This is a genomic window from Actinomycetota bacterium (assembly GCA_019347575.1).
GTDB lineage: Bacteria > Actinomycetota > Nitriliruptoria > Nitriliruptorales > Nitriliruptoraceae > JAHWKY01.
In genome coordinates this window covers 58,183-82,634 of the sequence record JAHWKY010000013.1, presented here as the reverse complement: position 1 = coordinate 82,634, position 24,452 = coordinate 58,183, and the positions used below count along the sequence as shown (strand labels likewise).

The window sequence follows — 24,452 nt, the reverse complement described above, 5'->3', positions numbered from 1 at the left end:
GACCTCGGGCACGTTGACGCCGGCGTACTGGCCACCGAACGTGAGCGTGATCGTTCCCGGCAGCGGTCCGCCGGTCACGACGACATCGCCCGGGTTGATGTTCGAGAGGTTCTCGAGCTCGGTCTGCACAGCGGCCGCACTCGCGTTGAAGGCGATCGCCCCGGTCGTCTCACCGTCGAAGGTGATCGTGATCGAGCCGGCGGTGGCCGCGCCGAGATCGATCGTCTGCACCTCGTTGGTGCGGCCGCCGTACGGTCCGTACAGCCCGGTCGCGGTGATGCGGCCGAGCGGCAGCCCGGACGGCAGATATCCGTCCGGATAGTGGGTGCCCGCCGTGAAGGTGGACACGTCGAGGGTGATGCTGGGGGTCGTGCCCGGCTCGCTGCCGTGGGGGCTGAGATCCCACGACCGGTCCTCGACCTGGTACTGGGTGGTTTCCACACCGATGTAGGACATGGTGTGCTCCTCTCAAGTTGTCGACGGCCGGACGTGTGCCCGATCCGCTACTGGTTGCTCTTGGCGGGCTCACCGAACCGTCGGCGGGCCTCTTCGAGCCCCTTCTCCTTGGCTGAGAGCTTGGATGAACTCCCTCCGCGTCCCTGCCTGCGGGACGACGGTGGTAGCGGCCTCTCCTGGCTCGATCCGAGGCGGGCGGCGAGCTTCTCGGCTCGCTCCGCGATCTCTTCGGGGGTGCCTGTCCCGAGCAGGTCGAGGTCTTCCTCGGTCAGCCCGTGCTTGACGGCGGCTTCGAGCTTGGCGGCCTGCGCCTCGGCTTCGGCGGCGCGCTTCTCCGCTTCGGCGGCCCGCTCGGCCGCGCGCTGCGCCTCGGTCTTGTCGGCGTCCTCGAGTTCCTTGAGCTTGGCCGCCTTGGGCTTCAGCTCGTCGACATCGCCGCGGAGGTTCTGGATCAGCTTCCACGCCTTCTCGGGGTCGAACTCCTCGTCCGAACCCCACGGAGGCTTCGAAGCGGTCTGCTGTGACTTCGTGTCGGCGCCACCGTCGCCGGCTGTTCCGTCTCCGGAACCCTCAGCATCGCCGCCGTCGCCGTCACCAGACCCTTCACCTTCGGTGCCCTTCCCGTCCCCGTCCCCGCCCCCGTCGCCGTCTTCGGCCCCGGCAGGGATGGGGTAGACCTTCCCGGTCTGTGGGTCGGTCACGGTGGTGATGCGTCGCAGGTGTCGCATGTGTGCCCTCCTGGGGCTTGGCGCCGTCGCCTTGGACGGCACGGTTTTCCGTCCGCTCGGACGGAAGATCGATCTCTCCTACCGGGCGGGGACGAACCCTCGTGCCCGGGAAGCTGATGGTCTGGGGCGGCGTGGACCGTCGGTGCGGCCCTCCCAGACACGTCGGAACGCGGTCAGCTGGTCCCGCTCGCCCCGTGTCGCGTCGTTCCAGATGTCGTGGAAGCGGCGTGCCTGGGGGGTCCAGCCATCACCGGCGACGACGACCTCGACCGTGCATCCGCACCGGTCGTGAGCCTGGAACTCGGCCGTGTCGCGTGTCAGATACACGGGACCGCGGGAGACGAGCATCGCGCAGAAGGCGCATGGGGAGCCGTCCGACACGCGTGTCCAGCGGTTGAACCCCTCGTTGAGTGCGGTCGCCAGGGCGGTGGCGCGTCCCGCGTCGAGCACGTGTCGTGACGCCGCGGCGGCGACCTGGGCGAGCGCGGTCCGGGAAGTTCGGGCCAGCGGTGCTCCGGCGGCGGTGGCCTGCTTGATCGTGACGGGGCCGGTGACCCGTAGCGAGGTGACGAGCCGGTCCCGATCGAGGCCGATGATGGGTTCCGGGCGGGTCAGTGTCCGGCCGGCCTCTGCCTGCAGGAACGCTCGTAGGTACTCGAGCGTGAGCTGTGCGGAGCGGGGCCGCCCGCGCGTCACCAGTGCGGTGATGGCTTGCTCGAGCGCGGGCCAGGTGCGTGTCAGGTCGGCAGGGTCGAGTGCGGGCCACACCCGGCCGACCTGGACGACGGTCAGGGCAGCGAGCCTGACCTGACCGACCCGGTGCGCTTCGGTCAGTGCTGCCCCTGCAGTGGTGGCGGCCACGTCAGCCCTCACCTGTAGTTGTCGTGGTCTCCGTACGACGCAGCGATGTCGGCCTCTCTCCGGTGAACTGCAGCCCTTCCAGACCGACCCGTCGTGCCGCGTCGCTGGGCTCGACCCCGGCCCGGATCATCACGCCCAGCGCGGTCGCCTTGGCCTTCAGGTCGTCGTCTGTCTGCGCCTGACCGTCCAGGGTGCGAAACAGTTCGGTGAGCGGGTCACCTTCGAGGTGCTCCCGCAACCGCTTCCGGTCATCCTCATCGAGGCCGACCCGTTCCCAGGTGACGTCGGAGTCGGCGGGGAGGATCCCTGCCTCGACCAGCTTCTGTGCCGCGTCGGCCGCTGCCGACAGGGTCGGGGTCGCTGCGGGGCGCCAGTCCGGAGTGGGGGTGACGCCCGGGTCTTTACCGTCGCGGATCCAGACGGCGATCCGCATCAGCTCGCCCTCGTCCTCGCCGAAGTCGGCTTGACGTTCCTCGGCGCGCAGGTTCAGCCGCGCCTCGGAGACCAGGGCCGCATCGGCCGACGCCGGGTTGGCATCGTGGACCAGGCCGAGGTAGCTGATCGGCAGTGCCGTCTCCGCCGACACCATCTGCGCCAGTCCGCGCAGCTGCTCGAGGAACGGTGTCGGTGATGCTCCGTCGAACGTCTCGACCTTGGGCGTGTTGCCTGACCCGTCGCTGGAGATGGCGTTGAGCCGACCGATGTAGGTCTCCCACGCCGTCTTCGGCTTCCCGTCGGGACCGACGAACGAACTCTCGTCCGCGCCGAGGAGCCAGAACTTGGGGGCCGCGTAGAAGTCTCGTGACACCTCCATGGCGATGATGGTCCGGACCGCGTTGTCGGTGGCGGTACGCAGCGGGCGAGTGATCTCCGAGGCGCCCTCGCCCTCACCGGCCGAGTAGCGGTTGACCAGACGGACCACGGGTGGTCGAGCCAGGCTGTGCGTGGAGCGCTCCTCCACCGTCCAGCGTCGGTCCGCGTAGGTCAGCTCGACGATGACGTCGTCGTACCACAGCGTCGCCCCGTCGAGCTTGCCCTGCTCGTCGGTGGAGAGCAGCAGCGCTTCGGTGACGCGCTTGCGGCGGCGGTCCCAGGTCACGGTCATCCGTGTCGGTGACTCGACGGTGACCAGTGGGTTGGCTTCGCCCTCGTCCTCGTTGCCTGTGCCTGCCACACCGAACGCGATCCCGTACCGCATCGCCTTCGTGCGGCCCGACCGCAGCTCACGGTCCAGCTTGTTGGCGGCGATGATCTCGTCCAGTCCGAGATCCTCGCCTCCGGGAACGATCCAGCCGTCGTGGACGAGCCGTTCCCCCAGTACGTCGACGGCCATCGCGGGCCAGCCGATGGCGGCTTCGAGATCCCGCAGGTGTGGTGGGATGGCGATCCCGAGGTCTCGGGTGCGCTGCACCGCGTCGTAGTAGCTGTCCTGGCGGTCGTTGACCTTCTGGAACTGGCGCAGCCTGGCCATCAGCCCCTTGGCGATCTGCTCCTCGTCGTCGGGAAGCGCCGACAGGCCCTTGGAGGGGATCCGCAACGCCACATCCGCCTCCTGGCTAGGTCAGCACGACCACACGGGACGGCTTGGGCTTGGCGAAGCTCTGACCGGACCCCAGCGCGATCCGACGGACCATCCGGGCGCCGATGACGCACACGGCCGCGTCGATCTTGCGGGGTGAGTCGGGCGACTCCTTGCCGATCGCGACCGCGTCGCGGTACGGGCGACGACGAGCGTTGACGACGTGCCGGGTGGTCTCGGATCGTCCGTCGTGGGTGAACGGCCGCGCGTCCGGATCGCCGCGCTGGACCGCCTCGAAGCCCTCGACGATCTCGTTGTGGACCGCCTCGGTGGCCTTCGCAAACTCGTAAGCGTGGCCGCGCATATCCCACGCGATCGCCTGCGGGGGCCGAGACGACGGCGCGGCCCACACCTTGAGCTGCTCGCCGTACCGCTGCGGCCACGTGGTCAGGGTGAACTGCTCCCACTCCCGCACGTCAGCGAAGAACGCGACCACGTTGAGGTTGTCCATCGTCTGCTGGACGGCGAGGTCGACCGCGGCGACATCGACGGTGTCGTCGGGATCGTTCGGGTCCGGCTCCCACACGTCGACGGTGAACACGTGGTTGGTGTTCAGGGTGCAGCCCACGAGCGCGGTCGCGTCACGCGACTTCGACCCGTCGAAGAACAGCACCACCGGCTCTTCGGGGTCGACCTCGACCTCGGCGCGGAGCGCGACCCACTGCTCGAGCTCGACCCAGGCGTCCTCAGCGGCCGTCGGTCGGTTCAAGTACTTCCGCTTCGAGTCGTTCGGCCGCGACTTGGGGCTGTAGATCCGCTCCATGATCGAGCGGACATCGGGCGGCTGGTCACGTAACGGCTCACCGTCAGGGCCGTGCGGCTTCTTCCAGTCACAGTCGGCGTAGACGAACTCGAGCGCCTCCCGCAACCGGTCCGGGTCGGACATGTCCACGTCGGGTGGTGCGATGACCGCGTCGTACAGGATGCGGGTCTGCCCGCGGGTGCGGCCCTCCTCCTGAGCGACCCAGGCGTTCCACGACGCCTCAGCGACCGACTCCTGACCGGGGATCCACGAGTTCGCGGTCTCGATCATCCGCGCACCCGACTTGGCGAGGTTGTCCTCCAGCGTCGCCGCCAGCTCGACGCCGCCGTTGGAGGGGCGCCAGTGCTCCGGCTCGTCCCCGACGATCGCGGTCGCCTCCGCACCCTCCGCAGCGGTCGGCGACGACGTGATGACCTCCAGCGTCCCCTCGGGAACCCGGTAGTAGGTCGTCTTCCCAGGGTCGATGTGGAACTCGTCGACGACCGGCGACCGCTTCGGCGCGAACGCCCGCACCATCCGCATCGTGTTCTTCGTCTGGCTCTCGGCCGTCGCCGCGATCTGCACCAGCGGCAGATCGACCGGGCGGCCCATCGCCCCGCCAGGGATGCGGTCGTCGAAGCTGTCGAGCCTCACCGATGCGAGGAACTCGACCAGCGCCCACACCGCTGCGTAGGGGGACTTGCCCGACCCCTTCGCGAGCCGACGCACGCCGTGGGTGAACAGCCAGTCGCCCTGGTCGTCGACCGCGTACCACCACAGCGTGAACCGCATCTGCCGGTCGGTGAACAGGAACCGCCGTCCCGCCCGGGGACCGTTCGGCTGGACCAGGCCGTGCCAGCGGCGACGCCACTCGCCCCGTCGCCAGTCCCACTCGAGCCCTTGGGTGAACGCCCACGCGTGGAACCCCAGCGTGCGGTATCCGTGATCCTCGGGCCACCCGGCCGGGAGGGTGTCGAGCCGGTCAGCCGGTCCCACGGCGGCGGCGGTACTCGTCGAGCTCGGAGACATCGGCAGCCTCCTCCTCGTCACCGCCGACGCTGCGGTCCAGCTCGATGCGTGCCCGTCGTCTCGCCCCCTCCGTCGTCAGCAGCTCCGTCGCACCCGACTGCCACCGTTCGATCAGCGCCGCGGTAACCTTGCCCGCCCGCAGCGCGCGGGACAGCAGCTCGGTCAGCACCCGGGCGGTCTCCCAGTCCGACGGCTCGTAGAACTGGGACTGTGCCGACTCGGCCAGCGACCGGTACCAGTCCCGTGCGAGGGGGTGCCACTCCTCCGACTCGCCAGACGGCAATCCCTCGTCGACCATCGTGATGATCTCGCCGCGGGTGGCGTTCGCCGGCACCTGGTGGCCGAGGCTGGTGGCGTACTCCCTCCACACGTCAGTTCCGGATCCGGCACCGGACCGTGGTGGCTCGCCGGCCCTCACCGGCTTCGCCGTCGTCGTCGCTCGATCGACCCACGAGGCCTTGTTGCGGCGACGCCGCTGCTTGGGATCCTTCGGGACGGGGCCGGGCATCAGGCGACCGAACAAGCCGCCGCGGCGCCGACGCCGCAGGCACCGAAGAACCGCGACACGTCGTCCCGCCACAGACCGTGCCGAGCCACCACGTCGTTGAACTCCTCCAGGTCGTGGCCGCGCAGCGACAGGTCCCCTGATTCGTCATCCACGTCCAGGTGGCACAGCTCGTGATCGACGACAGCGGCGCGCTGGCCCGGCTCAGCGCCGACCCACCAGTCCTCCGCGATCTCCACCACGAAGAACGCGTACTCCTGGGCCTCGATGTACTCCTCGCTCGCGTCGCCCGCCGCGACAGCGGCCAGGAACGCCGGCAGCCCCTTCGTCACCCGCGCACGGCCCAGGACCATCCGTCCCCGCGACCGCGGCGCCGAGTCCCGGAAGATGTACACGATCGGTGCATCGACCAGCCGGTGATGGTGCTGGCTGACTAGAGGCGCAGCGACCTGCGCCACGTCCGGAGCGAGGCGGTACATCCCTGCTCCTTCGTCTCATGGGCAGAAAACCTGCAACCCGTACGGACTCTCAGCCGCTATGCCGAACGGTGGCGAACTCCCTGGGGGGGAGGGGGTACCCCCCACCCTTTGATTCGTGAGGGCTGCCAGGATGTCGCGTGCCTGCTGTCTCCGCGCAGGTTGTGGCCGCGGGGTTGGGTCGCTGGGGCGGCGCGGGAGAGACGGTCTGACGCGATCGTTTCAGTCGGTCAGTCCTGGATGTTTGGTGGGGGGGCGTTGTCTTCGGGGGCGGGCTGCTCGTGACTGGGCGTGGGTACGGAGGCGGTGGTGATCAGCACAGAGGGTGCGGAGGTTGTCGAGGCTGTGGTCGTCGGGGTCGCCGATGTGGTCGCATTCGAGGTTGGTGGTGGCGGGGCAGCGTGTGCCGTTGGGGAGGGTGGCGACGCATCGGTGGCCGTCGCGTTCGCGGGTGGCCTTGACCCGCTTCTTCCAGTCGGGGGGGAGGCGTGTGGAGCCGGGGCTGGTCCAGGTCACGGGTCGCCGGCCGGGGTCGGTGTGGCCTCCTCGTGGTAGGCGACAGCGACCATGCCGACGCGTTCGAGCCACGACATGCCCTCGGACCAGGCGATAGAGAGGCGGACTTGCCCGTCGGGTTCGATGACCTTGAGGAGCACGACCGCGGCGGCGACGAGATCATCGTTGTCGAGTTCTGTCTCGACTCCGAGCGAGTCGATGAGTTCGCCGATGTGGCGCACCACGTCGTCACTCATCATGCATGAGCCCGTCGCCGTGGTCGGATGTGTGCGTGGTGAACGCGGTTGCAGGCTTCGGTTCCGGTGGGGTCGTTCCATGGGCGGCGGTACATGGCGTCGATGCGGCGGCGTGGTCGGGCGGCGTCCCAGGTCGCGATGAACAGGGTGGTCAGCTCGAGGGGCACAGGTGGGTCGACAGGGGCGGCACGTAGCAACGGGCGCGCTCCTGCGAGATGGTGGCGGCGGGTCGAGGCATAGGTTTTCCGCCTGCACTGGTGACCATCCTAACGGTTGCGACGGGTTCGGCAACTCATCTTCGACGTCAGCCTGTGTTCTGCTGTTCTCGCCAGCGTGCGGTGCGGCATCGTCCGCAGGTGGCGCGGTTGGGTGGGGCTGCGGCGCCGCATCCGTTGGCGCAGCGTCGTACGCCCCGGTTGGTCCACTGGGCCAAGGTGCTGGCGAGGTGGCGCATCTGAGAGGCGAGGTGGTCGAGGGTGTCGACGGTGGGGCGCAGCTGCTCGTCGCCGAGGCCGCTGCTCCGGGCGTCGCGCCAGGTGCCGCCGAGTCTGGATGCGGCTTTGCTGTGCCAGGCGGCTGCTCGGGACACGGCTCCGGTGAACGCTGCCGTGGTGGCTGGGGTGCCGAACAGGTCATCGACGATGCTGGCCGGATCTAGGTCGAGGCCGACGGTGGCGGCGACATCGGTCAGGGACGCGGGGCAGCGGCAGTCGCCGGGGTCGGTCCCGGCGAGGGGGCACGGTCCGGCGAGGTGGGCGTAGGTTCGTGCTGCCCGTTCGGCGGTGTCGATCGTGGCGGCGACGCGGGACAGGGTCGGGTCGGCATGCCCTGATCCGCGACGGGGCGTGGCGCGCTGCGGCTGAGGGGGAAGGGCTGCGGTGGCGTTGTGCAGAGCGGCCGCGACCCATCCGGCTTCGAGGCTGTAGCGGTCGACTGCACGGTTCAACCGGACGGTCAGGCTGCGGGAGCGGCGCGGGGCCTCCTCGTGCTGCCGGTCGGACTGGGCGGTCAGCCAGCGCTGCTCCGGGCCCGTCAGCCGCAGCGCGACGTCGGGATCCTCGGCGTGGGTCATGTGTGGTCCTGTTCCGCGACGGTGAGCGATCCGGCAGCTGCGCACAATGGGCAGAGCTGCGGACCCTTGATGTGGTCCCCGACCATCCTGTAGACGAGGTGACCCGCGCAGAAGAACCCGTGGCATCCAGCGTCCTCAGCACCACCGCATCGGTAGGCGAGTCCCCGGTCGATGACCGCGTCGCAGTCGGGGTGCTCGCAGACGGCGTCGACGCCGTATCCGGCCTCCTGGCCGCGCTGATCGATGTAGTGCGCGTAGCCCACGTCAGCCCTCGTTCTCGTCGTAGATCGGTAGTGGTCTCACGCGCTGCGCTCCTGGTCGATGTTGAGTAGCTCGCGGGCTCGTTGGAGCTGGCGGAACAGGTCGGCGTCCCCGCCCTGGTCAGGGTGCAGACGCTTGGCGGCGACGAGCCATGCCGTGCGTGGGCTGGCGGTGACCTGCTCCTCGGTGGAACCGGAGTGCTCTGCGACGAACGCGACGGCCTCGGCGAACGTGGACGGGCCCGAGCCCTCACCGGCGGGCAGCGCGGCCCAGCCCGTGTACTGCTCGCCCCGCGACGTGATGCCGTAGCGGTCGACCTTGCGGAGCGCCTCAAGGCCCAGCGCGATCGCGCGGACGTTGTCCTGCCAGGCCCGGAAGCGGTCGGCGACGTACTTGAGGGGGCCGTGGGTCGAGTCGAACGCGACGACCACGCCGGGGTAGCCGACTCGGGCGTCGGCCTTGGGGTAGGTGCCGTCGAGGCGGATGTCCAGCTCGGAGCAGTCCACCAGGATCACCCCGTTACTCGCCCCGAGTTGGGTCAACTCGCGCTCGAGAAGCTCGACCGTGCTGATCCACGTCGCCGAGAACGGCGAGCGGTCGTGGCTCGAACGGCGCTCGCGCGGCCACGAGTCGAGAGGCCGGAACCGCAACATCGTCGGTCTCACGCCCCGTGCTCCCCATGTTGGGAGTCGCCGCTAGCCACTGGCTGCCACCATCCGACAGCGAGCCCCTGAGCTGTGTCCTCGGTTCGCCACCGGCCGCTTCGCCCACGCCGAAGTTTCCACGGGCCGACGAACACGAGAGCGTGCCCACGACGCCCATCGGGCTCGCTGGTCACGCCCCGGTCCACGAACGGTGCGCCGCCAGCCTGCGTGGCTGTGGTGACGAACAGGCGTCCGATGCTGAAGGTGCGCCTCATGGGTTTTCTGCTGTCCCTAGCCGTCGGTGTGTTCACGCCTCGATCGGAAGGCACGCCTCGCCGTGGTCCGCGAGCAGCCTCGAGAAGTTGTCGAACGAGATCCACGCAGTCCCGCGGAGGCCCCACCCCCGGCCCCACGAGTTCTTCACCCTGAACACTTCGCGATCGGTGTTCACGCCGTTGAGCACGTAAGCGTGCCCGCCCACTACATCGCCCTCGGGGACGATCTCGCCGTCGCGGTTCGGATGGAACATCGCGGCATACCACGTCGTCCCGACCACGACAGGCCCCACGAGCAGCAGCGCCCGCGCGACCGTCTCCACGTCGCTCGCCCATCGGTATTCCGCGAGCAGCCCGCGGGCGTGGAGCACCTTCGCCCCGGCCCGGACCGAAGTCCCTGAGTAGGAATCGCCTGGCCACTCATCGACCTGCTGCGCTTCGCGGTAGATCTCGGACGGGATCACGACGGCTCCGCGGTCGTGCTGCGCGGCACGCTGCGGAACGAGCGGGGCGTGCGTCCGCGGTCCGTCCTCCAGCAGATGCGTCCACGCGTAGGCCACGCACTGCGGGGTGAACTGCTGATCGCCCCACCATCCGTCCTGCCACCAGTAGCGGTAGCCACGCACCTCGGCCTCGGGCAGCGCCGCAGCCATCGGATAGTTCTCGTCACGCTCGTCAGGCATGAAGATCCGGCCGAGCGGGTTCGGTTCGAGCGGTGAGGTGAGCGCCTCGCCGCGGGTGTGGTCGTTCACGGGTTCCTCCTTCGGGTCACGCTTCGATCGCTCTCGAGCCGTCCGTGTTCACCGTCGCGTGCTCCCGACGGTGGGTGGGTGCGCGTAGCTGCAGCTGCACTCGTCGCACACGCCGGTGATCCAGCCCTCGCCAGCGTCGGTCCAGGCCACGCTGCCGCGGCAGACCATGGCGGCGACCGTGCCCTTGCGCGGGTCGGTGGTGCCGATCACGTGGCTGCACCGTGACGGGCGCGGCACCGTGGGGGCTGCCGGCGCCGGGGCGGCGGCGCGGGTGCCTGCGATGGTCTTCTCGCGCAGCACCGCCAGCGAGGGGCGGCGGTCTTCGTCGCGGGCGAGTGCGGACAGGGCACGCTTCACCGACGACGCGTCGAGGTCGCGTAGCTCGTCCCACCACACCTTCGTGGCGACCTCGGTCAGCGGGCGGGAGCCGGGCCACAGCCCGTTCATCGTCTCCACCAGGTCGCGCCACTCAGTCGCCAACACGGCCAGCCTCCTGCTCCTGTTCTGCGGCTTCGCGGGCTTGCAGCTCGGCGAACACGGCGTCGTAGTCGGGCCCGTCGCGAGCACTGCCGTTGCTGGTAGCAGGGGTCTGCCAGTCGTCGAACGGGAACTCGCCGGCCGTGTCGGGGCGCAGGAACCGCACCGGGTCCTTGGGCAACTGATCGGACGCCGCCAGGTTGCGAGCGCCGATCCAGGCGCGTCGGCGCTGCTCGAGGCTCAGGCGTCGCCACGCCTGCAGCGCCTTGCCCTTGCCGATGCGTTTGCCGTTGCGGGGCGGGTACAGCTCCCACCAGGCCTGGAACGTCGAGAGGGTCTGCTCGTCGTCCTCGTCGACCAGGACGAGTTCGTCGTCGCCGTCAGGCGACAAGGGGTTCTGGTCTTGATCTTGGGGTTCGGGTACGGGGTCGGGGACGGGGTAAGGCGAACTTCGCGACCTGTTCGCTTTCCCGTTCGCGTTCTGTTCGCGCGAACGCCTGCCCTTGTTGGCGCGAACACGGCGCATGCGTTCGCGCGCTTCCGCTCGCTTCTCCTGCTGCTGCTCGGACGACGGGTGGTACTCGAGGAAGTCGTGCACCCACCAGCCGTCGCCGTCGGGGTCCGGTTCCCACAGACCCGCCTCGACCAGCTTGGCCGCGTGCCGCTTCGGCGAGGTGATCCCCACCGCGAGGCGTGGGAGCTGCGCGGCTTGGACGTGCCCGTCGGTCTCGTAGCGGGCGCAGTGGATGACGGCACGCATCGCGAGCAGCTCCGCCATCGGTCCGGCCGCGACGACCTTGGGGTGGTCGGTGAACTGGTCGTCGAACTTCGCCCATCCCATCATCGACCTCCTGTCGAGGTTCGAGTCACATCGGTGTAGTTCCCGTTCCGGCACGGGTCTGCACAGGGGCGTGGAGCGGACGGGGTCATGCCTGGGACCTCACCAGCCGCGCGGTCCGGCCAGCACCGCGCACAGTGATACGTGGAAGATGGTCGGCGCAGACGACGGCGTCAGCGACCGTCTCGCCGCGTCGGTTCGTGGTCGTGACGTGATGGTGTCCGTAGTGGGCACCACACACCACGCACCCGGCGATCCGCGGTCCGCACCGTGCGCAGCCCGGCATCACGCGGCCCCTTCCCGCCGCAGCGCATGCAGCACCGTCGTGTGATCGCGGTCCAGCACCTCACCGATCTGCGACAGGGTCAGGCCGGCGTCGCGGCACTCCACCGCTACCCGCCGACGCACCGCCGTCACCCGCACCGAACGGTCGTCCTGGGTGACGGCGCTGGGGTCGAGGCCTGCCGCGCCCGCGACGGCTTGCAGGATTCGATGTCCCTGCTCCATCGCGGCGGCTTGCTCGAGTTCGCGGCGGAGCCGACGACGGGTGCGCTCCAGCGAGCGGTCCAGCCGCCAGGCGCCACGGACCGTGACCGGGGCGGACGCGACGACCTTCACCAGCCCATCGGGCAGCGCCGGGTCGGGGCTGACCTGCACGTCCAGCTCGCCGGTCAGGGTCGCGTCGAGCCTGTCGGCCTCGGCCAGCGCGGCGACGTGGATGTCGGCCAGGCACGGTCCGGGCTCGCGCTCCCACCGCTCCGCCCGGAGCGTGTTGATCCACACGAACGTGTAGGCCGTCATCGGCGATGCTCCGCGTGGACGTACCCGACCCGCTCGCCGTCCTCGTCAGTCACGCCGACGATCAGGTCGCCCTCGTGGATCGGCTCGTCGCAGGCCAAGCAGCGCCCGTCGTCGGCGGCGGGGAACTCGTGGAACCCGTAGATGCGTCGAGGTGGACGGTCGATGGCGAGACAGTCGGCGCACCACGACGGGTCATCCATGCCGTGCGGGCACTCGGTCACGGTCGTCACGCCGACTCCTCCTGGTCGGCGACCCAGCGGGCATACACGTCGCCTGCTCTCGAGTGGGCTTGCAGCCCCAGCGCGCGGAGCCGGGACGCCGCCGACGAAGCAGCCTGCCGCTCGCGACAACGGACCCGTCCCCACCTGCCCGGATGCGCGCGGAGCAGACCCACGACGTAACCCCAATCGATGGGATCACGTCCGGCCTCGACGGGCGGAACCGCGTCGACCCACTCGATCTCCGGGAACCGGGTCACGCCGACACCGCCTCGGGCCACTCGCGCACCCGCAGATCCGTCGGCCACTCCTCCGGGTCGCCGCCCTTCGAGTGGCGGCTAATCGGCCAGTCCGTCACCCCAGCGACGACATGGTGAAACGGTCGCGAGCCGAGCTGCTTCACGAACACTGGCACCCCGGCGGCCTGGCACTGCCCCACGATCGTCCGCGCCCAAGCGACATCCATCGGGCGGGCACCGGGACCGGACTCGCCACCGACGATCACCCACTGGATCGGAGACGGCCCCATCCAGCGCGCGTTGTCGTACTCGCACGCGGGACACATCGCCCCGCCGCCCAGAACAGGGACCGAGCCGCTACCACCACACCGCTCGCAGATCCCAGGACCGTGGAGGTAGTCGCGCAGGTCGAGGCGCCCGAGCAGCGGTTCGCACGACAAGAAGCGCACCGCCGCCGGGGTGTCGATCAGCGCCGGAATGCGCTCGTCCGCGCGCTGCGCGTCTTCGACGCTGACACCCAGCCACACGTTCGGAAGTGGCCAGTCCGCGTCGTAGAGGGCCTGCGCCTCCCGTTCGTCGTGAGCGACCTCGAGGAGCGTCTGTAGACCGGCGGCGTAGTCGCCACCCAGGAGTGCATGCATCCGCTTTGGCCGCTTCGTGAGCACCTGGAACGTGTGCTGCGGCGCGGCCGCCATCGTGGCGAACACACGCGCGATGAACTCCTCCGGGATGCGCGGGTGGAACAGGTCGCTCGTGGAGTTCACGAAGATCCGGCGCGGCTTGCTCCACCGCAGCGGCTGGTCGAGCTTGTCGGCATGCAGCGCCACCCCGAACCCTGGCCCCGACGTTCGCGGGTCACCGTCGAGCTGGTAGCGCGGGTTCCCCATCGCCTTCCAACGCCGCGCGCCGGTCAGCGCGTAACAGTTGTCACACCCGGGCGAGACGCGATCGCACCCGGTCACCGGATTCCAAGTGGCGTCGGTCCACTCGATCTTCGACCCGTCGCTCACGCCGCCTCCTCCAACGCTCGCAGGACACGCCCCGTGATCCACTGCATGACGGGCGGGGTGACCGCGTTCCCTGCGAGCGTCACCCGGTCGGTCTTCGTGAGGCGGCCGGGGATGTAGCCCTCGGGGAGCGCCATCGCCGCGTCGATCTCATGGGGCTGGAGCATCCGGAACCCGCAGTCGTCCACCAGCTCGTCCGGGTCGATCAGGCCGCACCGGTCACGGGTCGTCACCGTCGGCATCGGCCGGTCCGTCGGGCGCGCCTGCGAGCGGCCGTGGTAGGGCAGCAGCAACGACTGATGCCCGCGCGACGTGACAGTGCGGGCGGGCTCGGTCACCGGCGTGACCATCTCCGCGCCGCCCCGGTTGTTGCGCATCAGCAAGCCGTGGTGAGTCCCTCCCGCGGTCACCGTGGGGACGGGCTCGTCCAGCGGCTTGAGCTTGGCGTTACGGCGCATCGGTGCGATGTACGCGGGCGGATGAGCGAGCGCGTGCTGCGCCGTCGTGCCCTGCGTCGCCAACGGCTCCGACAACGGGCGCGACCGGTTGCCGGGCGTGGTCTCGAACGTGTGCCCCGCGCCGGCGGTGACGACCGCGATCCACCCGTACCGTTCCAGCCCCGCGAGGATGCGTCGGCGCGTGTTCTCCGCCAGAGGCCGCTTCCGGTCGCCGATGCGTGGGCAAGGCAGCGACCAGTCGATGATGTCCGCCGCCGGCCGCGTCCCCGGCTCACACGACGCGCCGCACTCGACACACAGCCACAGCCACTGCTGGCGGTACCGGCCCACCCACCGGTCAGGCTTCCAGCCCTGGCGGACAGTCCGTTCCCTCTCGCAGCGCGGACACCACGCGACCAGCTCGAGCTCGAGGTCCGGATCGAGGCCCTTGCGCCACAACACGACGTAGATCCGGTCGCGGGACTGCGGCACACCGTGATGCATCGAGTTGTGCGACAGGACGCGGCGTTCGTAGCCCAGGTCGTCCATGACCTGGCACCAGCCGCGCCACCCCACCCACTTCGTGGCCTCGACCACGTTCTCCACGACGATCGCGGAGTAGCGGATCTGCTCGGCGAACCGGGGCACGTCCCACATCGTCGCGCGCGACCGTTCCGCTGCCGGGTCGGGCGCGTCGAACAACGACGGGTGCTGTCGCTTCCGCGACACGCCGCGGGCCTGGGAGTGGTTGGTGCACTCTGGCCCGGCGATCAGCACGTCGGTGGCCGGGTAGCGGCGCGGGTCGGCCTGGCTGATGTCGGCCAGGTCGTGGCCGGCGTCGGGGAAGTTGGCCTGGTGGACCTCGATCGCGACGTCCCAGTGGTTCGCGGCCATCACGAGGCGCATCCCTGCGGCTTCCGCGCCGAGCGATGAGCCGCCCGCACCGCAGAACAGGTCCGTCACCGTCGCCGTCATCTCTCCGACTCCCCCACCGGTAACGTCCGTGCCCGGGCAAAGGGGAACTCGTGGAAGACGTCGCACCGGCCGTTGTCGTCATCGTGGCCAGCCTCTACGGCGCCCTCCTCATCGCGTTGATCGTGGGGTTCTTCATGGCCGTGTCGGCCCTCCAGCGCATCGCCAACGCGAGCGAAACGCAGGCGTCGCTGATGGACGCCATGGCTGAGGCGATCGCTGACATCGCCGACCGCGAAACCTGAGCTGCGATCAGTCACCGGTCGCCCCGTAATCGCCGCTCGGCACCGTCTCGTGTGGGCAGCCGTACTCCTCGCAGCCCACAAGCGGCGTCAGTGCTCCATGCTCCAGCGTGACCATGTCGGGCTGCGTGAGCCACCAGTACGCCAGCCGCGTCGCGAACCCCCACGTGTTGCCCGAGTGGCCCTCATCGGCCCCTTCGACGTCGGACGGTCCCAGGTCGCCGATCGCCTCACGGACCTGCTGGACAAGGTCGTCGGAGTCGATGCCGAGCCCCGGCTCCAGGCCCAGCATTGCCCCGACGTGTCGGGCGGCCTTGACCGCGTCTGTGCAGCAGACCAGCTCGTAGTCAGCGAACTCCCACCACCACGAAGGCCCCTTGGTCCCGACGAACTTGTCGATGCGGCGCTGGAACACCTCAGGGAGCGCATCGACCTGCGCCTCGAGCCCGGCGCGTGCGTCTTCGAACCGTTCCAGCTTCGCGACCTTGTCCCGCGCCACACCGAGGGCGTGTCGGTGAGCGCGTGTTATCTCGTCGCGGTAGAGGACCGTCCGCCCGTCATGGACGATGCGCACGATCTCGCCGAGACTGCCATGCGTGAACGTGGCCTCGACCACGTCGCCCACTTTGAGGCCGTGGTCGTGCGGGACGAGAGGCGCACATCCGGTCGCGCCATCCCGCAGCTCGACCCGGTCATCGCTCACACTCGTCACGGTCATGATTGGCATCGGTCTGTCCTCCCTGTCGCTAGCCGTCGTCGGAGTAGGTCTCGCCGCTGTGGACCGGCTCTTGGCTGGCCGCGCACGGAGCGCTGTGCTTCCTCGTGCGGGCCTCGTGGTCGTAGTACGAGAAGGCGGCAGCCGCCGCAGGTGGATGCGGGCACGGCCCCTCGGTGCGTTCGCAGACACGAACGTCAGCTGGGGACCCCTCGACCCAGCGGTACACGCACTCGGCTCCGCACTGCTCCATCGTCATGCTCCTAGCCGTTGCTGCGCAGGACCACGATCTGCTTCGTGTGCTCCATCGCGGGTGCTTCACCGCGCCGCACCACCCGCGACCCGCAGCACCAGCACACCGACCCCACCCCGTACACCTCGCACCGCCTGCACCGGTACCAACTCACGGGTTCACCTCGACGGTGACGAGCAGCACACCGACACCGAGCGGAGCCAGCTGCTCGAACGCGGCCGCGGACAGATCCAGACACCGGCCGGTCCACGCCGCCGGGCCCCGGTCAGTGATCGTCACCGTCACGGAACGCTGCGCCGACCCGACCGCGACCGTCGCGACCACCTCGCTGCCCAGCGGCAGATCCGGATGCGCTGCGGTCAGCGCGTCCGAGTCGAACGGCTCACCGTTCGCCATCGCCAGACCGCGATGCTCCTCCCCGTAGTAGCTCGCGAGGCACGGAGGGGTGGCCGGCACCGTCCGGACCGTGGGGCGCGGTAGGGACGGTGCCGGCCGAGCCTCCCCGACCGGCGTCGGAACCGGCACGGGGAAGCGGACCGTCCGACGCGGGGGAACATCGGACGGTCCGGCGGCGTAGCCGGCGGAGAGCACCACCAGGCCGATCACCGCGAACGCAGCGAACACTCGGGTCATGTCAGCGCCGCGGAGTGGGGGCGGACCCGGCGATCACGTCAAGGTCCAGAGCGTCACCCACGAACGTGGTGACCTCGTTCACCGCATCCTCGACGACCTTGTCCAGGTGCAGCAGCACGTACCCCAGTGACAGGTGGCCCTCGCGGATACGGAACCGGAAGCTGCCCTCGATCTTGACCGGTGGGGAGCCGCGGAACGGGCGCAGCGCCACCGTGAACCGGCGCGGGATCTCGGCCTTGCCGGTCACCCCGGCCTTGGCCGCGATCTGCTCCTCGTAGACCAGCTCCTGCTCACCCGAATGCAGCACGGTGGACTGCTTGAACGTCGCACCCTTGGTGGCCTGCAACGTCCGGGCGACCTCGAGCATCGTCGCGCCGTCGGGTTCGGCGATCTCGTGGTTGTGCTCCTCAAGGAACTCGGCCAGCTCGACCTGGCTCAGCCACTGGTCGTTGTGGCTGGCCCATGCCTGCCACTCGGGTGGGTGCGCCAGCTTGAGCACGGCACGGTGGTCGCCCCAGCCGGGACGGTGCTCGTCCCCCCCAGCAGCATGGTCGTTGAGGATCACCGTGACGGTGCGGGTGTCGATGTCACCCCACAGCGTCGACGCGAACTCGTCGAGGTGGCGGAGGCAGTACTGCACCAGCCCGCCCTGGGTGTGCACGAGGACGGCGCCGCGACGCGCCTGCGGATGGCCGCGGAGCACCTCCTCGTTCTCGGAGTGGACCAACTCGCCGCGCTGGTTGAAGTACAGCGAGCGCAGCACCTTGCCCTCTTCGCCGTCATCCCACACGTACTCGACGTGGACGGGCTCCGCCTCGCGCGCGATCGTGGCGATCGCCTCGGCCTCGGTCGCGAAGCCCTCCAGCTCCGTCAGTTCGGTGCTGCTCAAGATGCATCCTCCTGCTTGTCGTTGATCTCGCCGGTCTCGGTGTCCACCACACGCAGCCCGTCATCGATCGACAGCTGCCGCGGGTTGTGGCGGGTCAGCCGGCCCTTGTCCGCGAACATCAACGTCGCGTCACGGTCCGGCTCGGGGACGGTCGCCTTGATCGAGTCCACGATCGCGAGCGCGTCCGACTTGGGGATGGGGTCGATCGCGATGGTGAACACGACCTTGCCGGGCTTGCGGTGCTCCTCGACGGCGGTCACGACGTCGGCGAGGACCTCAGACAGCTCGTCGTGGGTCAGACCCTTCCGAAGATCACGGATCAGCTCTACGAAGGGTCGGACGTGGCGTTCCTCCTGCTGCACATCAGCCATGCGGCTGCTCCTGTCGTTGAGCCCACTGGCTGATCAGCAGCCCGCGAGCGGTCGCTTCCTCGGGGTTGTCGTGGATGCGTCGATGACAGATCGCACACACGAGAACGATTTGGGCCGCGTCGGCTGGATCCCCTCCCCTGCCGCGGGTCAGCGGCTCGTGCCCGTCCACCGCGAGGCCGTCGCAGCCGGGCAGACGCGCCTCACACCACGGGCCGCGCTCGTCCAGCAGCGCCGCCAGCACCTCACGACGGGCACGCTGACGGGCCGCAGCCCTCGCCGAGCGCTGACGCATCGCGGTGACGCGACGCAGCGGAGCGCCCCGCTGAAGCGCCACACGGCGACGGAGCGGCGTGCGCTTCACAGCGGCGCCCCGTCCGTCGAGGCGTCCCGGAGCGACTCCACGCAGGCGCGCTGCACGTCGCGGAGCTCGCCGAGCGTGCCGACGCCGCCTCGCCAGCGGTCCACGGCGTGCTGCAGCTCAGCGGCGAGGTGGAGATCCACACGGGACCAGTGCCGACCACACATCAGGTAGCCGCCAGCGATGCTCGCCCCGCACCCATCGGCAACGCAGCGGCCGGCGCCGGGGACCAGCCCGTTGATCGTCAGCTCGTCGTAGCTCATGCCGACACCGCCACGTCAGCAGGCGGCCGCCACAGCCCCTGGTAGCCACGCATCGGGACCGGCGGGTCGATGGACTCGACGTCCTCGAACATCCATGCGAACCGGCCCGGGGTGAAGTCGCCGTAGGGGGCCTGGTCCGTGATCGTCTCGGCGACCTCGTCCTCCTCCCAGATGTGCAGTGACGCCTCCGGGTGCCCGGGCGGGCGACCGGACCACCACCCGACGTATGGTTGAGACCAATCGATTAGGTCACCCGATGCGACGATCGGGAGCACATCGACCAGCTCGCCGCGTGCGACCGCCGCACCGAAGGGCAGCTCGTGGATGACGGTGTCGGTCGCGGGGGTCCGCGGCTGCATGAGCACCATGCGCTGCTTCGACCGTCGCGCACATGGCGCGTCGATCTCTCCGTCGCACGCACATCCATCGACGTGACGGACGTCGTAGTACCAGGGCTCCACCAGCCAGTCACCGAGCCACCCAGGTTCCGGCCGACGCTTCGCGGCATGGATGACGACCGGGCCGCGATACGACGTCGACCACGACCGGGTCTCGATCCGCTTCACCCCAAGCGGCATCAGCGACGCCCGCGGCTGCCACAGCGACAGTCCCCTCACGTCGCGTGCCTCCCCGGATGCCCGTCCGGCAGCACGCACCACGGCCACATCCCGCACAGCAACGGCGAGCCCCGGAACGTCCGACGATCACGCTCATCCCACGACACCCGCGTCGGCGTCGGTACCCCATCGACCTCCACGACTGCCCCCTCGTGGAACCCCCTGTGGCCGGACGGCTGGCCACACTCGATGACCATCAGCGACGTGCCCGCACGCTCGTTGCCGGCCATGCAGCGCGCATCACAGGTGCTCACGCGACCACCTCCGTGAACCTCTCGTAGAGCCGCTTCACCCAGCGGGCGTCACCAAGCGCCGTGTGGCGCTCCTCGTCGGCAGGAGGCTCGACACCGACCAGGCGCGACAGCTCCTCGCTGTCCCACGGCAGCGGCAGGAGCTGGACGGAGCCGTGCTCCGCGTCGCGTCCGTACAGCCACCCCACCGCAAGTGTCTCGACGTCAATCAGGTGGTAGTGCCAGCGGGGCGGCAACTGCTCGAACCGGCGGTACAGCGACGTCAGATGACGGGCGTCGAAGTCGGGCACCGCGCCCAGGATGTGCGCTCCGTCCAGCCACGTACGCAGCTCGTGGAGCGCGGTCAGCGGGGCCTCGTCCCACCTCCAGTCTGGATCGGCGATGCGCTCGTGATAGCGGTTGACCTCCGCCGCCTTCGGATGCATCGCAGCGACGACCTCGGGACGCGGCTCGATGCGCCACACCGTCTCGATGCCCGTGTCCAGGTCGATGGTGGCGATCTCGAACACGTCCTCGACGTCCGGGTCCAGCCCGGTCGTCTCGGTGTCCAACGCGACGATGCGACTCACTCGTCACCCGCTTCTGCGCAGGGCACGCACGAACCCTCGTCGGCCCGCTCACCGAACAGCCGCCGCTTGCAGCCGGGACACTTCACGTACGGCACCTCGGTCTCGCCATCGGGCCGCTGGTAGCCGTCCTGCTTGAACGCCGCCGCGACGCACCCCGCTACGAGGTCGACGAGACCGTCGAGGTCGAACATCACGATGGGGGTGCGCGGCTCGCCCTGGACCCGGAACTGGAACGCCACGGCGGGACGGCCCTCGACGGTCATGCCCGACATCGCCAACCCGTCAGCGACGACTGCGGCCATGTCGGACGCCACTGGCTGGCCGAACTCGCGGAACGGCACGTTCCCGACCAGCGATCCCAGCACGTCGCTCACGCGGCCACCCCCGTTCTCGTCTCGGGGGCCTTGGCGACGAACTCCGCCTCTGCCCTGTGCGCGTTCGCCACGGTTTGGAGCAAGCTCACCTGCTGGCGACGGGACCGCACCGACTCCAGCGCCGCCTGACGCATCCCCTCCGCCAGATCACGCGCGTCCCGCTCGTCAGCAACCTGCGCATCCACCCACGCCTGCCGCTCCGGGACCGTCCCCTCGGGCGCGCGCAGCCACGCCTGCGACTTCGCCTTCCGGTACGCCTCGGCACACTCACGCGCCGACGCGCGCAACACGTCCAGGCCCGCGTCGAGCAGCCCCGACAAGCGGGACCCCTCAGCCATCAGCTCGGTCAGCGTCTCCATCAGAACGGCACGTCCTCCTGGATGGCGCGGTTGCGAACCGCGTCCGCCTGCTCGTCGGTCAGCTCGCGGAACTGGACCGGCCAGCCCTGCTCGTCCATCCACGCCTTCACGCGCGCGCGGCCCTGCTCGTCGATCTGCTTGATCGCGTCGAACGCGGCCTGCTGCGACGTCGTCAACGGCGGCGGCTCCTGCTGCTGAGCAGGGGCGTCATCGGTCGGAGACGGCACCTGCGCCTGCTGTTGCGGCGACGGGGGCTGCTCGTCGCTGGCGAGGTCGCCCTTGGCCCACAGCTCCAGTGCGACGCCGAACCGCATCGCCGCGTTCCGGATCGCGTCGCCGATGGCTTCCTTGATGCCGTCCGCACCCTTCGACGCGGGCAGCTCCCCGAACCCGGGACGGGTCATCCCGCACACCGTCAGGCGGATCCACAGCCCGATCGGCTCACCCTTGGTGTTGCGGACCAGGGCGGGCTGGCCCTGCTCGTCGACGCTGAACGGTTCCCACGTCCAGCACGCGTCGATGTCGAGCAGCCGCGCGGTGACCTGGGCGTGGCCGACGTAGTCGAGGTGGATCGACGCGGGCTCGTGCCAGCCGTTGCAGACGCCGCATCGGGCCTTCGGCTTGCTCTTGTCGACGCCCCTGGGGAGCTTGTCGGTGGCGTCGGGACCGAACGGCTCGCGGAGCTTCGCCAGGCCCGCCTCGTCGATGCCCGTGTCGGTCGTCACGACGCGACCTTCCACGGGCGGTGACAGTCCTCGATCGCCTTCAGCTCGTCACACAGCCCCTTCGTGTCGCCCGGGTCGAGCCCGACCGCCTCGGCGAGCAGGTACCGCATCCCACCGTGCATATGGTCCCGGTAGCTCGCCCGATCGTTTCCGTAGCCCGCAGCGAACTCCGCCGCCGACCGGCACGCGTCGGTGAACCTGGCCACCAGCTCGTCGCGGGTCACGACTCACCACCGTCGAGCTCCGGAACGGACGGGGCCATCTCCGCCGCAAGGCGACTGACAAGTTTCTTGTCAGGGCGGACCACCAGCATCTCGCGGCTGTAGGTGACAGCCACGCCGGGGACCTTCTCCCCGGTCGTCGTGTCCACGCAGTAGCCGTCGAGAACGATCAGCAGCCCACGGTCGAGCAGTCCCTCGACCGCCCCGTCGGCGACGCGCCACTCCGTCACGATCTTCAGCGCCGCCACCAGGTCGTGCCAGCGGTCCGCGTGGGTCTCGGCGATGGACCGGGTCGGGTCGCGCGGGTCGGTGATCGCGGTGATGACGGCCTGGTGGTCGATGACCTCGACCCGTTCGGTCTGCTCGACGAGGGTGTCGTCGACGTCGCGGCACCAGTCCGCGAACGCGTCCGCGTCGGTGATGCGCGGCTTGGCGTTGCCGCCCTGGATCACTGCCGTGCCGGCGTCGGCCCGCAACGTGAACTGGCCGCCGGCCTGCTCGGACAGGTCACGGATGCGCGGCTCCAGCCACGCCCGCACAGCCTTGTCGTGGCCGGCGATCAGCGACTCGGCCGCCTTCACACGAGCGATCTCGGCGACCGCATCGGCCGGGGTCTCAGGGACGGTGAACGCGATCAGGTCGGTCACGACGGGACCGCCACCAAGTCCCGGTACGGGCACTCCTCCCCCACGTGCGGATTGGGGACCGCCAGTACCTCCTCGACGGCCGTCACGAACGCCCGGATCAGATCGACACAGCAGCCGTCCCCGCCGTCACCCTCGACGAACACGCGCGGGCCGGTATCGCACCCGCACGACAGCGGCTCGGGCGGGTATACGAGCCCGGTCAACTCGTGCCCCTGATCGTCGGTCGCCAGCACGTCGTGATGGACGACGTGGCCGTCATCGCGGAACATGACCTCAACCTTGTGCATGTACGCTCTCCTCGCTCTGGCCTGCCGGTTCGTGTGCTCACCCCCGTGGTGCGCGACCGGCAGGCCGCTTCTCGTTCAGGTCCGGTGCGGCCGACCCGCCAACGGTCGGGGCTGCTGTTGGCCGACGAGCAACACGTCCACGTCAGCGGGCCAGCCGCCCGCACGTCCCACCCCGCAGCCCTCATCGCGGAAGGGCACCCGGCCGGGTGAAGTGCCGGGTTCGGATACGGAGTGGGACGTGCCGACGCCCGACCGCTCACGCGCACGACGTTGGCGGACCAGCTCGTCGATCTCGTCACGGTCCCAGCGCTGCTCGAGCCGGAGCGTCGCCACGACCGCGATCACGGTGAGCACAGCGAGCAGACCGATCAGGAGCAGCCACGAATCAACGGTGCTCATGCGGCACCCGCCTCGACCTCGCGGACCGTGTCGACGGTCCGGGCGATCGTCGCGATGCGTGCCAACGTCGCCGGATCCTCGACCTTCAGCGGCACCCCCGACGCGACCGTGGACCGCTCGACAGCCTCGGCGACGTCCTGATCGGTCCAGCGACGCTCAGACACGAGCCACCCCCGCCCCGCGAGCGACCTGGCGGACATGGGCCTCGTGGGCACGCCACGCGTACCGCTCGGTGGAGATGTGCTCCACGATCAGGCCCGGACAGCGCGTCAACGTCTCCCCGCAACCGCAGCGCACCAGCCAGCGGGAATCGGCCACCTCAACCATCTCGGGCGCGTGCTCGGCGATGACGTCGAGCAGCTGCTTGGCACGGGCCCGGTCGTCCACGTTCACGTCCACCGACGCGGCGACCCGCTCGAGTTCGGCGATCCGCTCCGGTTCGGTCAGGTGAGGCTGCGGCTTGAGGCTGCGCGTGAACTTCTCGCGGAGGTCGCGGCCACGCTCCTCGGCCTCGTAGTCGCCCTCGGTCATGTAGCGGCTGTACCCGGTGACGCTCATCGACGGCCCCACACACGGTCGGGGTCGTCGTCGTTGACCAGGCCTTCGAACGGATCGCTGATGGGCGGGGCGGGGTCGCGCAGGTCGAGGCGCCCGTCGGAGATGTGCACCAGCGCCGCGGCGAGGTGGGCGCACCGCGGCGTGCGGGCCGGGCAGTTGCACACGCCGGTCTTGCCGTCGGTGTGGACGCCGTAGGTTGCGCCCGACGGGGACACGACCGTGTACAGCTCCCCCACCGCGTGGGTGACGGTGCAGTCGTCGGCCTTGGCGAGCACGGCAGGGCTGAACGTGGTCGCCATCACGCCACCGCCTCGGGCTCGGACTCAACCGGGTTGGCGATGAGCGCATCGGGGTGAACACCGAGCGCCTGCGCGAGCGCGCGGATCGTCTTGGCCGAGCCCTGACGGCGACCGCTCTCGAGATCGATGACGGTGCCGTGGCTGAGCTTCGCCTTCGTAGCCAGCTCGGTGACGCTAAGAGCCGACTTCCGGCGCAGCGCGATGAGCGCCTCTCGGTTGATCCGGATCCGCCTGCTGCTGACCACTCGTCGCGCTCCATCTCGGTTCGTAGCGCGACACTACGCGCGACGTCGCGCGACGT

41 protein-coding genes and 1 pseudogene are annotated in these 24,452 nt (G+C 69.8%); 1 reads left to right on the top strand and 41 read right to left on the bottom strand.

Features of this window, described 5'->3' with window-relative positions; all coding sequences use genetic code 11:
* Nucleotides 1-249 precede the first annotated feature (249 nt).
* The 20 genes and pseudogenes from KY469_10745 to KY469_10650 all read right to left on the bottom strand — a co-directional run bounded on the left by KY469_10745 (nt 250) and on the right by KY469_10650 (nt 15,124).
* A pseudogene (locus KY469_10745) lies at nt 250-357 on the bottom strand (head decoration protein).
* A 146-nt stretch (nt 358-503) separates the two neighbouring features.
* Nucleotides 504-1,184: a hypothetical protein gene (locus KY469_10740; GenBank protein MBW3663566.1), complete on the bottom strand. Its 681-nt coding sequence runs from the start codon at nt 1,182-1,184 to the stop codon at nt 504-506.
* Between the two features lie 78 nt (nt 1,185-1,262).
* Nucleotides 1,263-2,045: a hypothetical protein gene (locus KY469_10735; GenBank protein MBW3663565.1), complete on the bottom strand. Its 783-nt coding sequence runs from the start codon at nt 2,043-2,045 to the stop codon at nt 1,263-1,265.
* A 1-nt stretch (nt 2,046) separates the two neighbouring features.
* Complete coding sequence (locus KY469_10730) at nt 2,047-3,588, bottom strand: phage portal protein (GenBank protein MBW3663564.1); 1,542 nt, start codon at nt 3,586-3,588, stop codon at nt 2,047-2,049.
* Between the two features lie 13 nt (nt 3,589-3,601).
* Nucleotides 3,602-5,395 (bottom strand): terminase, encoded by a 1,794-nt coding sequence (locus KY469_10725; protein MBW3663563.1) that lies wholly within the window; start codon nt 5,393-5,395, stop codon nt 3,602-3,604.
* Nucleotides 5,349-5,693, bottom strand: coding sequence for a hypothetical protein (locus KY469_10720; GenBank protein MBW3663562.1), 345 nt, complete (start codon nt 5,691-5,693; stop codon nt 5,349-5,351). Before KY469_10720 ends, KY469_10725 begins: the two co-directional genes overlap by 47 nt.
* A 209-nt stretch (nt 5,694-5,902) precedes the next feature.
* Nucleotides 5,903-6,379, bottom strand: coding sequence for a hypothetical protein (locus tag KY469_10715; protein MBW3663561.1), 477 nt, complete (start codon nt 6,377-6,379; stop codon nt 5,903-5,905).
* Nucleotides 6,380-6,598: 219 nt separating this feature from the next.
* Nucleotides 6,599-6,892 carry an HNH endonuclease gene (locus KY469_10710; GenBank protein ID MBW3663560.1) on the bottom strand — a complete coding sequence of 98 codons (294 nt, stop codon included), beginning with the start codon at nt 6,890-6,892 and terminating at the stop codon, nt 6,599-6,601.
* The gene (locus KY469_10705) at nt 6,889-7,131 is read right to left on the bottom strand and encodes a hypothetical protein (protein MBW3663559.1); all 243 of its coding nucleotides are present in this window, start codon (nt 7,129-7,131) and stop codon (nt 6,889-6,891) included. Before KY469_10705 ends, KY469_10710 begins: the two co-directional genes overlap by 4 nt.
* Nucleotides 7,132-7,432: 301 nt before the next feature.
* On the bottom strand, nt 7,433-8,200 hold the full coding sequence (locus tag KY469_10700) for a hypothetical protein (protein ID MBW3663558.1): 768 nt from the start codon (nt 8,198-8,200) through the stop codon (nt 7,433-7,435).
* A complete protein-coding gene (locus KY469_10695; GenBank protein MBW3663557.1) occupies nt 8,197-8,463 on the bottom strand; it encodes a hypothetical protein in 267 nt (88 codons plus the stop codon). The genes KY469_10700 and KY469_10695 overlap by 4 nt, the downstream gene beginning before the upstream one ends.
* A 36-nt stretch (nt 8,464-8,499) precedes the next feature.
* Nucleotides 8,500-9,126, bottom strand: coding sequence for a molecular chaperone DnaJ (locus tag KY469_10690; protein MBW3663556.1), 627 nt, complete (start codon nt 9,124-9,126; stop codon nt 8,500-8,502).
* A 286-nt stretch (nt 9,127-9,412) separates the two neighbouring features.
* A complete protein-coding gene (locus tag KY469_10685; GenBank protein ID MBW3663555.1) occupies nt 9,413-10,132 on the bottom strand; it encodes a hypothetical protein in 720 nt (239 codons plus the stop codon).
* Nucleotides 10,133-10,180: 48 nt separating this feature from the next.
* Nucleotides 10,181-10,615, bottom strand: coding sequence for a hypothetical protein (locus KY469_10680; protein ID MBW3663554.1), 435 nt, complete (start codon nt 10,613-10,615; stop codon nt 10,181-10,183).
* Nucleotides 10,602-11,453, bottom strand: coding sequence for a hypothetical protein (locus KY469_10675; GenBank protein ID MBW3663553.1), 852 nt, complete (start codon nt 11,451-11,453; stop codon nt 10,602-10,604). The genes KY469_10680 and KY469_10675 overlap by 14 nt, the downstream gene beginning before the upstream one ends.
* A gap of 279 nt (nt 11,454-11,732) precedes the next feature.
* Nucleotides 11,733-12,248, bottom strand: coding sequence for a hypothetical protein (locus KY469_10670; protein ID MBW3663552.1), 516 nt, complete (start codon nt 12,246-12,248; stop codon nt 11,733-11,735).
* Complete coding sequence (locus tag KY469_10665) at nt 12,245-12,478, bottom strand: hypothetical protein (GenBank protein ID MBW3663551.1); 234 nt, start codon at nt 12,476-12,478, stop codon at nt 12,245-12,247. The genes KY469_10670 and KY469_10665 overlap by 4 nt, the downstream gene beginning before the upstream one ends.
* On the bottom strand, nt 12,475-12,726 hold the full coding sequence (locus KY469_10660) for a hypothetical protein (protein ID MBW3663550.1): 252 nt from the start codon (nt 12,724-12,726) through the stop codon (nt 12,475-12,477). The genes KY469_10665 and KY469_10660 overlap by 4 nt, the downstream gene beginning before the upstream one ends.
* Entirely contained in the window at nt 12,723-13,715 is a 993-nt protein-coding gene (locus tag KY469_10655) for a phage Gp37/Gp68 family protein (GenBank protein ID MBW3663549.1), read from the bottom strand. Before KY469_10655 ends, KY469_10660 begins: the two co-directional genes overlap by 4 nt.
* Nucleotides 13,712-15,124, bottom strand: coding sequence for a DNA cytosine methyltransferase (locus tag KY469_10650; protein ID MBW3663548.1), 1,413 nt, complete (start codon nt 15,122-15,124; stop codon nt 13,712-13,714). Before KY469_10650 ends, KY469_10655 begins: the two co-directional genes overlap by 4 nt.
* 50 nt (nt 15,125-15,174) lie before the next feature.
* On the opposite strand from KY469_10650, the gene KY469_10645 reads away from it, so the two are divergent.
* A complete protein-coding gene (locus KY469_10645; GenBank protein MBW3663547.1) occupies nt 15,175-15,366 on the top strand; it encodes a hypothetical protein in 192 nt (63 codons plus the stop codon).
* 7 nt (nt 15,367-15,373) lie between these two features.
* Here the strand turns inward: KY469_10645 and KY469_10640 are convergent, their stop codons facing one another.
* The 21 genes from KY469_10640 to KY469_10540 all read right to left on the bottom strand — a co-directional run bounded on the left by KY469_10640 (nt 15,374) and on the right by KY469_10540 (nt 24,396).
* Nucleotides 15,374-16,090: a hypothetical protein gene (locus KY469_10640; GenBank protein MBW3663546.1), complete on the bottom strand. Its 717-nt coding sequence runs from the start codon at nt 16,088-16,090 to the stop codon at nt 15,374-15,376.
* A 19-nt stretch (nt 16,091-16,109) separates the two neighbouring features.
* Nucleotides 16,110-16,331, bottom strand: a complete 222-nt coding sequence (locus tag KY469_10635) for a hypothetical protein (protein ID MBW3663545.1) — start codon at nt 16,329-16,331, stop codon at nt 16,110-16,112.
* A 150-nt stretch (nt 16,332-16,481) separates the two neighbouring features.
* Nucleotides 16,482-16,964 carry a septal ring lytic transglycosylase RlpA family protein gene (locus KY469_10630; protein MBW3663544.1) on the bottom strand — a complete coding sequence of 161 codons (483 nt, stop codon included), beginning with the start codon at nt 16,962-16,964 and terminating at the stop codon, nt 16,482-16,484.
* A 1-nt stretch (nt 16,965) separates the two neighbouring features.
* On the bottom strand, nt 16,966-17,853 hold the full coding sequence (locus tag KY469_10625) for a YfdQ family protein (GenBank protein MBW3663543.1): 888 nt from the start codon (nt 17,851-17,853) through the stop codon (nt 16,966-16,968).
* Entirely contained in the window at nt 17,850-18,224 is a 375-nt protein-coding gene (locus tag KY469_10620; protein MBW3663542.1) for a hypothetical protein, read from the bottom strand. The genes KY469_10625 and KY469_10620 overlap by 4 nt, the downstream gene beginning before the upstream one ends.
* On the bottom strand, nt 18,217-18,585 hold the full coding sequence (locus KY469_10615) for a hypothetical protein (GenBank protein MBW3663541.1): 369 nt from the start codon (nt 18,583-18,585) through the stop codon (nt 18,217-18,219). The genes KY469_10620 and KY469_10615 overlap by 8 nt, the downstream gene beginning before the upstream one ends.
* Nucleotides 18,582-18,845 (bottom strand): hypothetical protein, encoded by a 264-nt coding sequence (locus KY469_10610; protein MBW3663540.1) that lies wholly within the window; start codon nt 18,843-18,845, stop codon nt 18,582-18,584. The genes KY469_10615 and KY469_10610 overlap by 4 nt, the downstream gene beginning before the upstream one ends.
* Nucleotides 18,842-19,462: a hypothetical protein gene (locus tag KY469_10605; GenBank protein MBW3663539.1), complete on the bottom strand. Its 621-nt coding sequence runs from the start codon at nt 19,460-19,462 to the stop codon at nt 18,842-18,844. The genes KY469_10610 and KY469_10605 overlap by 4 nt, the downstream gene beginning before the upstream one ends.
* Nucleotides 19,459-19,716, bottom strand: a complete 258-nt coding sequence (locus KY469_10600; protein ID MBW3663538.1) for a hypothetical protein — start codon at nt 19,714-19,716, stop codon at nt 19,459-19,461. The genes KY469_10605 and KY469_10600 overlap by 4 nt, the downstream gene beginning before the upstream one ends.
* Entirely contained in the window at nt 19,713-20,282 is a 570-nt protein-coding gene (locus tag KY469_10595; protein ID MBW3663537.1) for a 3'-5' exoribonuclease, read from the bottom strand. The genes KY469_10600 and KY469_10595 overlap by 4 nt, the downstream gene beginning before the upstream one ends.
* The gene (locus tag KY469_10590; GenBank protein MBW3663536.1) at nt 20,279-20,656 is read right to left on the bottom strand and encodes a hypothetical protein; all 378 of its coding nucleotides are present in this window, start codon (nt 20,654-20,656) and stop codon (nt 20,279-20,281) included. Before KY469_10590 ends, KY469_10595 begins: the two co-directional genes overlap by 4 nt.
* A complete protein-coding gene (locus KY469_10585; protein MBW3663535.1) occupies nt 20,653-21,015 on the bottom strand; it encodes a hypothetical protein in 363 nt (120 codons plus the stop codon). The genes KY469_10590 and KY469_10585 overlap by 4 nt, the downstream gene beginning before the upstream one ends.
* Entirely contained in the window at nt 21,015-21,740 is a 726-nt protein-coding gene (locus KY469_10580; GenBank protein MBW3663534.1) for a hypothetical protein, read from the bottom strand. The genes KY469_10585 and KY469_10580 overlap by 1 nt, the downstream gene beginning before the upstream one ends.
* Nucleotides 21,737-21,964, bottom strand: coding sequence for a hypothetical protein (locus KY469_10575; protein ID MBW3663533.1), 228 nt, complete (start codon nt 21,962-21,964; stop codon nt 21,737-21,739). The genes KY469_10580 and KY469_10575 overlap by 4 nt, the downstream gene beginning before the upstream one ends.
* Entirely contained in the window at nt 21,961-22,608 is a 648-nt protein-coding gene (locus KY469_10570) for a hypothetical protein (GenBank protein MBW3663532.1), read from the bottom strand. The genes KY469_10575 and KY469_10570 overlap by 4 nt, the downstream gene beginning before the upstream one ends.
* On the bottom strand, nt 22,605-22,895 hold the full coding sequence (locus tag KY469_10565) for a hypothetical protein (GenBank protein MBW3663531.1): 291 nt from the start codon (nt 22,893-22,895) through the stop codon (nt 22,605-22,607). Before KY469_10565 ends, KY469_10570 begins: the two co-directional genes overlap by 4 nt.
* A 75-nt stretch (nt 22,896-22,970) precedes the next feature.
* Complete coding sequence (locus tag KY469_10560; protein MBW3663530.1) at nt 22,971-23,294, bottom strand: hypothetical protein; 324 nt, start codon at nt 23,292-23,294, stop codon at nt 22,971-22,973.
* Nucleotides 23,291-23,458: a hypothetical protein gene (locus tag KY469_10555; GenBank protein ID MBW3663529.1), complete on the bottom strand. Its 168-nt coding sequence runs from the start codon at nt 23,456-23,458 to the stop codon at nt 23,291-23,293. Before KY469_10555 ends, KY469_10560 begins: the two co-directional genes overlap by 4 nt.
* Nucleotides 23,451-23,852, bottom strand: coding sequence for a hypothetical protein (locus KY469_10550; GenBank protein MBW3663528.1), 402 nt, complete (start codon nt 23,850-23,852; stop codon nt 23,451-23,453). Before KY469_10550 ends, KY469_10555 begins: the two co-directional genes overlap by 8 nt.
* The gene (locus KY469_10545) at nt 23,849-24,151 is read right to left on the bottom strand and encodes a hypothetical protein (protein MBW3663527.1); all 303 of its coding nucleotides are present in this window, start codon (nt 24,149-24,151) and stop codon (nt 23,849-23,851) included. Before KY469_10545 ends, KY469_10550 begins: the two co-directional genes overlap by 4 nt.
* Entirely contained in the window at nt 24,151-24,396 is a 246-nt protein-coding gene (locus KY469_10540; protein MBW3663526.1) for a helix-turn-helix domain-containing protein, read from the bottom strand. Before KY469_10540 ends, KY469_10545 begins: the two co-directional genes overlap by 1 nt.
* Nucleotides 24,397-24,452: the final 56 nt, after the last annotated feature.